At 28.9% G+C, this 11,804-nt stretch carries 12 protein-coding genes, 1 tRNA gene and 1 pseudogene; 10 read left to right on the top strand and 4 right to left on the bottom strand.

The window, feature by feature from the left end:
* Positions 1 to 12: 12 nt before the first annotated feature.
* Positions 13 to 345: a phage holin family protein gene (locus BIV18_RS05805; RefSeq protein ID WP_075659711.1), complete on the bottom strand. Its 333-nt coding sequence runs from the start codon at positions 343 to 345 to the stop codon at positions 13 to 15.
* 89 nt (positions 346 to 434) lie between these two features.
* On the opposite strand from BIV18_RS05805, the gene cutA reads away from it, so the two are divergent.
* Positions 435 to 752 carry a divalent cation tolerance protein CutA gene (cutA, locus tag BIV18_RS05800; protein WP_075659710.1) on the top strand — a complete coding sequence of 106 codons (318 nt, stop codon included), beginning with the start codon at positions 435 to 437 and terminating at the stop codon, positions 750 to 752.
* Between the two features lie 36 nt (positions 753 to 788).
* Here the strand turns inward: cutA and BIV18_RS05795 are convergent.
* Positions 789 to 865, bottom strand: a tRNA-Arg gene (locus BIV18_RS05795).
* A gap of 232 nt (positions 866 to 1,097) precedes the next feature.
* On the opposite strand from BIV18_RS05795, the pseudogene tnpA reads away from it, so the two are divergent.
* Positions 1,098 to 1,571, top strand: a pseudogene (tnpA, locus tag BIV18_RS05785) (IS200/IS605 family transposase).
* A 333-nt stretch (positions 1,572 to 1,904) separates the two neighbouring features.
* Here tnpA and BIV18_RS05780 read toward each other — a convergent pair.
* Positions 1,905 to 2,558 (bottom strand): GntR family transcriptional regulator, encoded by a 654-nt coding sequence (locus BIV18_RS05780; RefSeq protein ID WP_075659708.1) that lies wholly within the window; start codon positions 2,556 to 2,558, stop codon positions 1,905 to 1,907.
* Between the two features lie 184 nt (positions 2,559 to 2,742).
* Here BIV18_RS05780 and BIV18_RS05775 point away from each other — a divergent pair, with 184 nt between their 5' ends.
* The 4 genes from BIV18_RS05775 to BIV18_RS05760 are packed head-to-tail and all read left to right on the top strand — an operon-like array spanning position 2,743 to position 7,632.
* Positions 2,743 to 3,699: an aminopeptidase gene (locus BIV18_RS05775; RefSeq protein WP_075659707.1), complete on the top strand. Its 957-nt coding sequence runs from the start codon at positions 2,743 to 2,745 to the stop codon at positions 3,697 to 3,699.
* Positions 3,700 to 3,723: 24 nt separating this feature from the next.
* Positions 3,724 to 5,007: an aminotransferase class V-fold PLP-dependent enzyme gene (locus BIV18_RS05770; RefSeq protein ID WP_075659706.1), complete on the top strand. Its 1,284-nt coding sequence runs from the start codon at positions 3,724 to 3,726 to the stop codon at positions 5,005 to 5,007.
* A 46-nt stretch (positions 5,008 to 5,053) separates the two neighbouring features.
* Complete coding sequence (locus BIV18_RS05765; protein ID WP_075659705.1) at positions 5,054 to 6,454, top strand: dicarboxylate/amino acid:cation symporter; 1,401 nt, start codon at positions 5,054 to 5,056, stop codon at positions 6,452 to 6,454.
* Positions 6,454 to 7,632, top strand: coding sequence for a pyridoxal phosphate-dependent aminotransferase (locus tag BIV18_RS05760; protein ID WP_075659704.1), 1,179 nt, complete (start codon positions 6,454 to 6,456; stop codon positions 7,630 to 7,632). The genes BIV18_RS05765 and BIV18_RS05760 overlap by 1 nt, the downstream gene beginning before the upstream one ends.
* Positions 7,633 to 7,820: 188 nt before the next feature.
* On the opposite strand, the gene BIV18_RS05755 is transcribed toward BIV18_RS05760, so the two are convergent.
* On the bottom strand, positions 7,821 to 9,179 hold the full coding sequence (locus tag BIV18_RS05755) for a D-alanyl-D-alanine carboxypeptidase family protein (RefSeq protein WP_075659703.1): 1,359 nt from the start codon (positions 9,177 to 9,179) through the stop codon (positions 7,821 to 7,823).
* 174 nt (positions 9,180 to 9,353) lie between these two features.
* On the opposite strand from BIV18_RS05755, the gene folE reads away from it, so the two are divergent.
* From folE to BIV18_RS05735, 4 genes are read left to right on the top strand one after another with little or no spacing between them, the layout of a single operon-like run.
* Entirely contained in the window at positions 9,354 to 9,908 is a 555-nt protein-coding gene (gene folE / locus BIV18_RS05750; RefSeq protein ID WP_075659702.1) for a GTP cyclohydrolase I FolE, read from the top strand.
* Positions 9,908 to 10,402 carry an HD domain-containing protein gene (locus BIV18_RS05745; protein WP_075659701.1) on the top strand — a complete coding sequence of 165 codons (495 nt, stop codon included), beginning with the start codon at positions 9,908 to 9,910 and terminating at the stop codon, positions 10,400 to 10,402. Before folE ends, BIV18_RS05745 begins: the two co-directional genes overlap by 1 nt.
* 10 nt (positions 10,403 to 10,412) lie before the next feature.
* On the top strand, positions 10,413 to 11,231 hold the full coding sequence (gene folK / locus BIV18_RS05740; protein WP_075659700.1) for a 2-amino-4-hydroxy-6-hydroxymethyldihydropteridine diphosphokinase: 819 nt from the start codon (positions 10,413 to 10,415) through the stop codon (positions 11,229 to 11,231).
* Complete coding sequence (locus tag BIV18_RS05735; protein ID WP_075659699.1) at positions 11,221 to 11,793, top strand: glycoside hydrolase family 73 protein; 573 nt, start codon at positions 11,221 to 11,223, stop codon at positions 11,791 to 11,793. Before folK ends, BIV18_RS05735 begins: the two co-directional genes overlap by 11 nt.
* Positions 11,794 to 11,804: the final 11 nt, after the last annotated feature.

Here is an 11,804-nt window from a genome sequence, read left to right as displayed (position 1 = left end):
CCTAAAATTTAATCACATAGTTTTTTTGTCCGCTGGTAAAAAGGAATCCACAATACCAAGAATGATAGCACCAACAACAGCACCAAGAATTGATACAGTAAATCCATCTACAATTCTACCTGTAATAAATAGAATAATAGCTGCAACTACAAAACCTACAGCTCCTCTACCAAAGGGTGAAGCGTCAATACCTGTGAATTTATTTATAGCCCAGTCTAAAATTCCAATTACAATAGCTGCCATAATAGCAGTTGAATATCCATCTGTTTGAATTCCTATAGAAAGTGCAGAAGTTAAAAGGATAGCTAATCCACTTACAAGGATTTTAATTATTAATTTTATCATAATTTCTCCTCCCAATTTATTTATAGCCATTGAATAAAATTTAAAACAATTTTTATTTAATTTGGGTATAAAAATATGGGAGGTTTGTAATGAAATTTGTAAAAATAGAAGTATTTATCCCAAAAGAAAATACAAAAAAACTAATGGAAAAAATAAATAAAGGCGGATTTTTAAAAGAGGAAAATTATGACTTTTGCTATGCAGAAACTCCAGTTATAGGACATTTTAGACCCATAGAAGGTGCAAATCCATATATAGGAAGTCTTGGAAAAATAGAAGATGTTTTAGAAAATAAAGTTGAATTTAGAATAAGACGAGAAGACTTATCTAAAGTAATGAAAATAATAAAAGAAAATCATCCTTATGAAGTACCAGTTATAAATGTAATAGAGCTCAATAATTCTTAATAAGCATAAAAAATCACCTGCAAAAAGCAAGTGATATGGCGTCCGCGAGAGGAATCGAACCTCCGACCCCACGCTTAGGAGGCGTGTGCTCTATCCTACTGAGCTACGTGGACATGATATATTATTTTATAATAAAACATAATATATGTCAAAAGAAATAAAATACAAAATAATAGAGTGTGTAATATTGTAATGGTGTGAGATTTTATTGTACGCTTAAGCATGAAAAAACCACCAGCTATGCTGGTGGTAGGAATAATAGCTTTAGCTTCAAGCAAAAAACCTCCCATGATATAATGATTAAGTTACAGGCAGTAGCATAATCAAAATCAGGGAGGTATCCAAATGGATAAAAATAGTTTATCACATACAACTTGGAATTGTAAGTATCATATAGTATTTGCACCGAAGTATAGAAGACAAATAATATATGGAAGATTAAAACAAGACATAGGAAAAATATTAAGAGATTTATGCGAGAGAAAAGGAATAAATATAATATAAGCAGAATGTTGTCCAGACCACATTCATATGCTTTTGGAAATCCCACCAAAATACAGTATTTCACAAATAATGGGCTATTTAAAAGGAAAAGGCAGTTTAATAATATTTGATAGGCATGCGAATTTAAAATATAAGTATGGAAATAGACATTTTTGGTGTAGAGGATATTATGTAGATACAGCGGGAAAAAATGCAAAGAAAATACAAGAATATATAAAGAATCAATTGAAAGAAGATTATATGTCAAATCAAATAAGTATGAAAGAATTTATAGACCCGTTTACGGGTGAGCAAGTGAACAAAAGCAGAAACTAAAGTGCTTTAGCACTAGCTGTGAAAAATGTGCACGAGAAAGAAAATTCAAAGCATGAAATGCTGCCGGTAACAGCCCCTTATAGGTGCATAACAAACCACCGGATTAGCCAGTGGTTATGATTGCTAAGGAATTATAATATTAACATAATAAAAATATATGCAAAGTTTAATATAAGGAGAAAAAATAATTATTAAAGTGTTATAGAAATTAGTAAGTTTATACTTATTATAAGCATAAAATTTACTAATATCAATATATAAATATAAACTAGTAACAATCCTAGACAAGTAATATATATTAATAATAAAAGAATTTTTTGATGAATTATATTGTTAATATATATTATAGTAACCAGTTAAGTTTATATATCCTTTTATGACATTATCTTCAACAGCTTTTACATATTTTTCTTTATTTTTTTCTAAAATTGCCTTGTAAATAGTTTTGTGCTCTTCTAAAGCATCTTTTAGCCTATTATTATAATGACTTCCCTTAACACCAAGCATATAAGCTCTATCATAGAGATTTTTAATTATAGAATTAAAGTAAGTATTATCATAAATTTTTAATAAATACATATGAAATTTTATATCTTCAGACATAAAATTTTTAATATCTTTATTTTTAACAGCAGTTTCTTGAATTTTTATACTATTTTTAATCCAATCAACATGGTGTTTTGTAATAAAATCAAATGATTTTTTTGCAGCAAATGACTCTAAAGCAGCACGAAGTTCATAAATTTCTCTTGCTTCTTTTAGTGTTATGGGTTTTATAATTACTCCCTGTTTTGGAATTATATCAACAAAATTTTCTAATTCTAATTTTTGAAAAGCATTTGTTAAAGGAGTTCTGCTGATGTTAAGTTCTTGACTTAAAGAATTAATACTAACTACTTTACCTGGCTTGAAATCACCTGATAAAATCATTTTTTTTAATATATCATAGGTTTGGTCGGTTAAATTTTCTCTTCTCTTAATTTGCATTTACATTCTCCTCTAATATTTTAGATATAAATATTATACCATATTTTGCATTATATAAGATTATATATAAGTATACAAATTTAAATAAAATTTAACATAATATATTGACACTGCGATAATACAATGATAAAATCTATTTAAATTCAACTTACATGTAAGATGCATAAAAGAAAGGAGTTTTAATATGATCTATGATGGAGCTAAAATTTTATTAACCACTTGCTCAAATAGCAAAAAAGATGAAAAATTGTTATTTGTAACAGATCCAACTTCATATGAGGTTGCAAGGGCGCTTTATGATGCAGCTGAAGGTTTTTCAAGAAAGTCTTTAATTTTAATGGAAGAAACTAAAATGCATGGTGATGATCCTAATGATGTTGTAGCTGTGGCTATGAAAGAAGCAGATGTGATTTTTGGAGCGACAAATTTTTCTCTATTCCATTCAAAAGCTAGAAGAGAAGCTGTAAAGAATGGTGCAAGGTTTGTAAATATGGCAGACTATAATCTTGAAATGTTACAAAAAGGAGGATTGTTTGCTGATTTTATAAAAATAGGGGAAACTTGTACAAAAGTGGCAGAAAAACTAAAGGATAAAAAAGAATGTATTATTACAACAGAAAAAGGAACATATTTTACTTGTTCTATAGAAAATAGAGCTCCAAATCCTCAATATGGAAGAAGTTTAGAAGCTAACACTTCATCTTCTCCTCCAGATATTGAATGTGCAACATGTGCTGTAGAAAATACTGCTAATGGAAAAATAATTGTAGATGGAAGTATTCCTCACCCTAAGCTAGGAGTAATTAAAGAAGATATTACTTTAATTGTAAAAAAAGGAAAAATTACAAAAATTTTAGGAGGAGAAGAAGCTGAAATTTTAAAAGATATATTGGAAGAATATAATGATCCAAATACTTATAATATTGGAGAGATAGGAATTGGATTGAATAGTGAATGTAAATTAATTGGAAGAATGTTAGAAGATGAAGGTTGTGCAGAAACATTACATTTTGGTGCAGGAGATAATTTAGGGTTTGGAGGAATAGTAGCCTGTCCAATGCATTTAGATATTATTATTAAAAAGCCTACTATGAAGGTAGATGGAGAATTAATTTTAGAAAAAGGTAAAGTAATTTTATAAATTATTTAGAAAAGAGGGAAACAAATGAATAACTATCCAAAAGGTAAATTTTTTTCAGATGAATTAATGGCTGAAATTAAAGATAAATTTTATTATGTAGATGAATGTCCAGTTATGGGGAAAAGGTTGTTTTTTGATAATGCAGGTGGATCTTTTAGACTAAAAGAAGCTGTTAAGGTTCAAAGTGAATTAGAGAAAATTCCAGATTGTCCAGAAAGAACTCATGAAGTTTCTTATTATTTACAAAAAAAGATGCAAGAAGGGGAGGATGCATTTAGAATAATATTAAATGCGGGTAATAAAGGCAGTATAGTAACTTCTTTAACTGCTTCTCAAGCAATGTTTAAAATCGTTGGGACAATCGCTGAAAGTGTAAAGGGCGATAATATTGTTACAAGTGTATTGGAACATCCTTCTGCGTTTGACGCAGCAAGATATTTTGCAGAAAAAACGGGTAGAGAGCTAAGAGTTGCAAAAAGTAATCCTTTAAATGGTAAGGTTGATCCAAGAGAAGTTGCAAAACTTATTGATGAAAACACAGTATTACTTAGTATTATGTATGCATCTAATTTAACTGGGGGAATTTTTGATATTGAAGAAATAGTAAAAGAAGCTAGAAAAATAAAAAAAGATTTATATATAGTAATTGATGCCGTTCAACATGCACCTCATGGAATAATAGATCTACAAAAATATAATATTGATGGAATAAATTTTGGAATGTATAAATTTTATGGGACAAGAGGTTCAGGACTTGGTTATGTTTCAGATAGAGTTTCCAAGTTTAGACATGAAAAATTAATTCATAGAGAAGATGAAGTTTGGGCATTAGGTACTCCAGTGCCTTCACAATTTGCTGTTATTAAAGCTATTTTTGATTATGTTTCATGGATTGGAAGTAAGTTTACAGACTCAAAAGATAAAAGAGAAATTTTTGTAGAAGGAATGAATAGAATAAAATTACAAGAAAGAGCTTTGCTAAATAGACTTTTAAATGGAAGCGAAAAAGTTAAAGGACTTAGAAATCAGGAAAACGTTAAAGTATTTGTTGATAGCAAAGACTTAACTACTAGAGATTTAATTATTGCTATGGGTTTTACAAATATAAACTGTGCTACTGCAGCAAAAGAATATGAAAAAAGAAAAGTGATTGTAGCACCTAGATTAGAATCTAGTATGTACTCAAAGAGAATGCTAGAATCTTTTGATATAAAAGATGGAGTATTAAGAGTCTCTCCTTTACATTGCAATTCAAGTGATGATATAGATAGATTCCTTGAAATAACAAAAGAAATAGCTAAAATATAAAGATTACATCACAAGAGGTAGTCTATTACTAAAATGGGGTGTTAATATGATAAAAGAAAAATCTAATCCTATTATAAAAAAAATGATGATAGCATTAGCTTCTGCATTTATAGTAGGTATAATATGTGTTTTTTTAAAAGAAAATTTAAATAAATCTGGAAATGGATCAATTTGGAATATAATTAATGCAATATTTTTTGTTGATGTAACTGAAAAAGGTGCAGCAGGAATAGGCATATTATATATAATTGGGAAAATATTTTTAAATAGTTTACAATTAGCTATTATACCGCTAGTCTTTACATCCTTAACTCTAGCTATGAGCAGTATAACTGATTTAAGAAAATTAGGTAGAATTGCTTATAAAACAATTTTAACCTTTGTATTAATGTATGTAGCTGCAACACTATTAGCAGGAATAGTAGGTATGACTTCTGTGAATTTAGGTATATTTAAGTATATGCCTGATATAGCTGGAGGAGATACATCCAATATACAGCTAGTAGAAACACCTAATCCAATGGGCACAATATTGGCTTTTTTCCCTGAAAATGTTACTGCAGCTTTTGCAAATAATCAGGCAATTTTTTCAGTTGTATTTATTTCAGTAATATTAGGAATAAGTATTGGATTTTTAGAAGATAAAGCTAAAAATATTAAAAAGGTAGTGGAAGATCTAAATAATATTATTACATTATTTCTTGATGTATTGATGAATAGAGTTGCACCTTATGCAATATTTTCATTAATAGTTAGAGCCTTTGCGTTATATGGATTCTCTCAAATAAAGCCTGTTATATCATATATATTAATAACAATTATGACACTACTTATATTTCTATTAATTGGATATCCAATTATAATAAAATTGTTTGCAAAGTTAAATTCTAAGAAATTTATTAAAGAAATGATTCAGCCAGTTTTAATTGCTTTTTCAGCTGCGGCAAGTTCACCAGCATTACCTTTAAATATAAAAATTAATGTTGAAAAATTTGGAGTAAGTGAAGAAATAGCAAACTTTGTTTTACCTCTAGGAATGACTATAAATATGAATGGGACAGCTATTATGCATGTTATAGGAACTATATTTATTGGAACAATTTCTGGATATCAAGTTACAGTTCCTCAAATTATGTTAATGGCATTACTTTCAATGCTTGCAGCTGCAGGAACTCCAGCAATACCTGCTGCAGGAAGTGTACTATTATTTACAGTAGTTAATGGGGTAGGATATGTAAATGAAACTGCATTACTTATATATTCTCTAATTCTTGCTATTAATAAGCCAGTAGAAATGTTTTTGACACCACTAAATATAGTTGGAGATGCAACTACAACAATATTAGTAGCTAAATCAGAAAATGAGTTAGATAAAGATATTTATGATGGAAAGAAAGTTTATAAAAGAGACTTAGAAATTGAAGAAATAGTCGAAGGGAGATTCTAATGAATTTTAAATTTGCAAATAGAGTATTAGATATTGGAACAGAAAAAGCATTTCAAGTTTTGGCAAAGTGCAGAGAACTTGAAAGGGAAGGTAAGGATATAATTCATTTACAAATAGGAGAACCTGATTTTAATACACCTAAAAACATTATAGATAAAGGTAAATGGGCTTTAGATCATGGTTATACTCATTATACACAAAATGTTGGATTAATTGAGTTGAGAGAAGCTATAGTAGATTATACAAAAAATTATAAAAATATTAATACAAATATTAATGAAATAGCTGTTGTACCAGGTGGAAAACCCATAATGTTTTATACAATAATGGCTTTAGTTGAAAAAGGAGATGAAGTTATTTATCCTAACCCAGGCTATCCAATATATGAATCTTTAATAAGATTTGCAGGTGGAACACCAGTACCAATGCCACTAATAGAAGAAAATGACTTCAGAGTCGATATAGATGATTTAAGAACAAAAATAAACAAAAATACAAAAATGATTATATTAAATTCTCCAGCTAATCCAACAGGTGGTATACTAACTAAAGAAGATATAGAAAAAACTGCAGAAATTATAAAAGACAAAGAAATATATGTTCTATCAGATGAAATCTATGATAGATTAGTATATAATAAAACAGTACCTTTTTCCATAGCTTCAATTCCATATATGAAAGATAAAACTATTATATTAAACGGTTTTTCTAAAACTTATGCAATGACAGGATGGAGAATAGGGTATGGCATTATGCATGAAAATTTAATCGAAAAAATAGATAGAATGATAGCAAATGTCACATCTAACACTTCTGCAGTAGCGCAAGTTGCTGCTATAGAAGCATTGAGAGGACCTCAAGATGAAGTTGATAAAATGCGTGAAGAATTTAAAATAAGAAGAGATTTAATAGTAGACGGATTAAACTCAATTGATGGAATAAGCTGTAAAAAACCAGAAGGAGCTTTTTATGTATTTCCTAATATTGAAAAATTAGGATTAAAATCAGAAGAACTTTCAGATTATTTATTAAAAGAAGCTAATGTTGCGGTGTTAGATGGTGCATCTTTTGGGGAATATGGAGAGGGACATCTTAGACTTTCCTATGCAACATCGCAAGAAAATATAAAGAAGGCAATAGATAGAATTGATAAAGCTGTAAAAAGAATAAATATTTAAAATAACTAAATTAATAGAAATTTATAAAAATTTGAGGGTTTTTATTAGTTTGATTATATAAAAGGTAACATCTTATTATTATATTTAATAAAATTTAAAATATCTGTTAGAGATTTAATCTAGCAGATATTTTTATTATTTAGATACATGTTTATAATACCAAGTAAAACATACTTTTCTATTAGTTTTTAAGCAGCTTTTTCTATATTTACAAATATTTCCTCAAAGACTCTTTTAAACTTATTAAAAATCCCTCTTTCATAAACTTTATCTTTAACTATTAAATCTGTTGTATATATTAAGTTGTCGTCTTTGTAAAAGCTAATTTTTCCGACGGAAGAGCCTCTTTCAATAGGAGCTTTTAAGTTTTCGTCTATGCTTATTACTTCCTTAAACTTTTCATCAGTTTTTGAGAGAATATAGCCAACTTTTTTTTGGTAAACTGGAATATTTTCATCTTGAGAGTTGAGAAATTCTATCGTTCTAACTTCTTTTTTTGTATCACCTATGGCATTGTAACCATAATCTTCAAAACCCTTTGTTATAAGTCTTTTGCAAGCTACAAATCTTTCAAAGTCAGAATTAGAACCAGTCGTGATACAAATTAACCTCATATCCTTGGATTTTTCGTCCACACCTTTTTTAAGTCCTGTTAAAATTACACATCTTCCTGCTGCATTTGTGTATCCAGTTTTTAGTCCGTCAACTTCTGGAACAATTCCAAGAACGGGATTTGTGTTATACTCAATGAAATTTCTTTCAGGTTCTTCTAATTTTTCAATATTTGTATATTTTAAAACCTCAGGATGATATTTTAGTAATTCTGATGCCAGTTTAAACATCTCTCTAGTGGTCATCTTATTGTAATCTGTGATCTCATAATTTGTAAGTCCTGTTGGGTTGACCATTAGGGCATTTTTCAATCCAAGATCTTTGCATTTTTCGTTCATCATTTTTACAAAACCATCCGTTGTACCTCCAATATATTTTGCAAGTGCTGTTATGGCATCATTTCCAGATACTACCATGGATGCTTCTATTAATTTTTCTACGCTTACATTATCGCCTTCTTTTAGCTTGAAGGAAGATCCTGTAAGTGATGCTACTTCGTGGTCAATTTTTATTTCGTCATTTAGTGAAATTGTACCATCTTCTACTTTATCTAGGACTACAAATATAGAAACTAATTTTGAAGTTGATGCCATTGCACGAACTTCATCTAAGTTATAACCTTCCATAATTTTTCCTGATTTATAATCTCCAAGTAGATAGGACTTTGTAAGTCCTTCTAAGGGTACATCTTCTAATTTTTTTATTTTATCTGCTTCATATTGGTTTGCTTTTTGCACACCTTGTTTTGTCGGTACTAAAAAGTTTTGATTTCGAATTGCTAAGGGATCTACAACTTGATCTGATTCATTAGTATTCAAATTTTCATTTGTATTTAAACTTGAATTTTCTACTGCCTGATTGTTTTCAGCAATTACGCTTACTGGTGATGTTAAAAATATTATGGCAATAGATAAGTATAGAAGTAATTTCTTCATCTTACACCTCGGCAAATATTGTATCAAATTATAAATAAATTGTAAATTAAAGAGAAATACGCTTTTTTAATAATTTTATAATAGTCAATTTATCGGTATTAGTTATTAATATAAACACTAATGTGTTATAATAAAATTTATAAATTTTATAAATAAATTTATGAGGAGATTTTAATGGATAAACAAAAAATAGAAAAAGCTGTAGAAATGATAATCGAAGCCATTGGAGAAGATAAAAACAGAGAAGGTTTAATTGAAACTCCAGCTAGAATTGCTAGAATGTATGAGGAAATTTTTGCAGGTATAGGTAAAACTGCTGAAGAACATTTGTCAAAAACTTTTGAAATTACTGAAGACAATATAGTCGTAGTAAAGGATATAAATTTTTTCTCAATGTGTGAGCATCATTTTTTACCCTTCTATGGCAAAGCACATATTGCATATATTCCAGATCAAAAAGTTGCAGGTCTTTCTAAAATTGCAAGAACTGTGGAAACTTATGCAAAAAAACCGCAATTGCAAGAAAGACTTAGCATTGAAATAGCCGATGCAATGATGAAATATCTTGAAGCAAAGGGAGTTTTAGTTGTAATTGAGGCTGAGCATATGTGCATGAACATGAGAGGTGTTAAAAAGCCAGGGTCAAAAACTGTTACTTCTGTTTCTAGGGGAGTTTTTGAAACTGATGAAAAACAAAAGCAAGAGGCTTTTAGATTGATTAAATTCTAATGGAAGATATATATTTAAAAGAAACAAATATAATTGTAAAGAGTAAAATCTATAATAATTATTTAAGGGAACTTGAAGAGCTTGAAAGTGATAGGTTCTTCTGTAGACACGATTATGAACATTTTATATCGGTCGCTAGAATTTGCTACATTTTAAAATTAGAGGAAAATGTAGATGTTTGTAAAGACATGATTTATGCCACTGCACTATTGCACGATTTGGGTCGTGTTATTGAAATAAAAGAAGGTGTAAATCATGCCTTGGCATCAGTTACAATTGCAAGAGAAATTTTAAAACTCACAGATTTTTCAGAGGAAGATAAAAAAAGAATTTTAAATTGTATAAGTTATCATAGGAAAAAAGAAAAAGCAGAGGATGAATTTTTTAATATTTTTTATAGAGCAGATAAATTATCTAGAGCTTGTTTTAGATGTCCTGCTTATAAAGAATGCAATTGGAGCTTCCAAAAGAAAAATCACGAAATAATATATTGATGGGAGAATTATGGATTTCATAAATATAAAAGATCTTGAAGTTTATGCAAATCATGGACTTTTTAGAGAAGAAAAAAAACTTGGACAAAAATTTTTAATAAGTGCAAAGATAGGACTTAGTTTTAGAAAATGTGCAATAGAAAAAAACTTGGATGAATCCATAGATTATGGAAAATTATCCCACGAGTTATATGATCTATTTGCAAGTGAAAATGAAGATTTAATTGAGACGCTTGCCTATAAATTAACAAAATTTATTTTTGAAAATTATGAAATTGCAGAGTCTGTCGATTTAACTATAAAAAAACCGTGGGCACCAATAAATTTGCCCTTGGACACGGCTTCAGTTAGATGTAATAAAAAGAGAAGAAATTATTATATTGGAATTGGCACAAACCTTGGCGACAGAGAAGGGTATATTAATAGTGCCCTTAAAATGATGGAAGATGAAGGTCTTAAAATTATAGAAAAAGCAAGTATAATCGAGACAAAGGCTTGGGGAAAAACTGATCAGAAAGATTTCTTAAATACAGTTGTAAAGGTAAATTCTTACGAAGATCCCTTAGATTTTCTTCATATTTTACAAAAAATAGAAATTGATTTGGGAAGAGTAAGACACGAAAAATGGGGTGAAAGGACAATTGATCTAGATATTTTATTAATAGATAGAGAAATCCACTTTACAGACGAATTAGTGGTGCCACATCCATATATTGCAGAGCGTGAATTTGTTTTGGAGTCTTTGAACGAACTAATTCCAAATTATTTTCATCCAATATTAAACAAAAAAATAAGCAAACTTTATGAAGAAGTGAAAAATGAAAATTAAGAAAGTTTGTTGCGGATGTCTCACAATTATTTTAGCTTTTTTAGGTATTATTTTTGTCATGAGCTTTTTAATAAATAAAGCATCAGAAAAAAGAGCTTTGGAAGAATTAAATTATAGGGAAACTTATATTGCTGAGACGGCAAATTTAGCAGTAAGAATTGCAAAGAAAAATAAGCTCTTTCCATCAGTTATGATTGCACAGTCAATTCTTGAAAGCAATTGGGGAAAGTCTAAGCTTTCACAAGAATATAATAATTATTTCGGAATAAAGGCAGTTAAAAAAGAGGATGGCATAGTATTTGAGACAGAAGAATACGTGGAGGATGAGGCTGGAAGGTACATGGAGAATTTTAAAAAATATTCTTCAAAAAGAGATTCCTTTAATCACTATGCAAAGCTTCTTACAACAGCAAATAGATATAATAAGGTCAAGACTGCAAAGGATTACAAAGAAGCTGCAAAATATATTCAAGAAGGTGGATATGCAACGGATCCTAATTATGCAAACAAAATAATATCTGTAATAGAAAAATACGACTTAAATAAATACGATGAGCAATAATCTTATTAGAA

The sequence above is a fragment of the Peptoniphilus grossensis genome, assembly GCF_001940285.1.
GTDB classification, from domain to species: Bacteria; Bacillota; Clostridia; order Tissierellales; family Peptoniphilaceae; genus Peptoniphilus_A; species Peptoniphilus_A faecalis.
The sequence above is the reverse complement of the archived record's forward strand: the minus strand, read 5'-3'. Positions and strand labels throughout refer to the sequence as shown.

Coding starts and splice junctions, on each gene's coding strand:
- folK (WP_075659700.1), top strand. CDS start 10,413: ATGGATTTCATAAATATAAAAGATCTTGAAGTTTATGCAAATCATGGA.
- BIV18_RS05770 (WP_075659706.1), top strand. CDS start 3,724: ATGAATAACTATCCAAAAGGTAAATTTTTTTCAGATGAATTAATGGCT.
- BIV18_RS05735 (WP_075659699.1), top strand. CDS start 11,221: ATGAAAATTAAGAAAGTTTGTTGCGGATGTCTCACAATTATTTTAGCT.
- cutA (WP_075659710.1), top strand. CDS start 435: ATGAAATTTGTAAAAATAGAAGTATTTATCCCAAAAGAAAATACAAAA.
- BIV18_RS05745 (WP_075659701.1), top strand. CDS start 9,908: ATGGAAGATATATATTTAAAAGAAACAAATATAATTGTAAAGAGTAAA.
- BIV18_RS05755 (WP_075659703.1), bottom strand. CDS start 9,179: ATGAAGAAATTACTTCTATACTTATCTATTGCCATAATATTTTTAACA.
- BIV18_RS05765 (WP_075659705.1), top strand. CDS start 5,054: ATGATAAAAGAAAAATCTAATCCTATTATAAAAAAAATGATGATAGCA.
- BIV18_RS05780 (WP_075659708.1), bottom strand. CDS start 2,558: ATGCAAATTAAGAGAAGAGAAAATTTAACCGACCAAACCTATGATATA.
- BIV18_RS05760 (WP_075659704.1), top strand. CDS start 6,454: ATGAATTTTAAATTTGCAAATAGAGTATTAGATATTGGAACAGAAAAA.
- BIV18_RS05805 (WP_075659711.1), bottom strand. CDS start 345: ATGATAAAATTAATAATTAAAATCCTTGTAAGTGGATTAGCTATCCTT.
- folE (WP_075659702.1), top strand. CDS start 9,354: ATGGATAAACAAAAAATAGAAAAAGCTGTAGAAATGATAATCGAAGCC.
- BIV18_RS05775 (WP_075659707.1), top strand. CDS start 2,743: ATGATCTATGATGGAGCTAAAATTTTATTAACCACTTGCTCAAATAGC.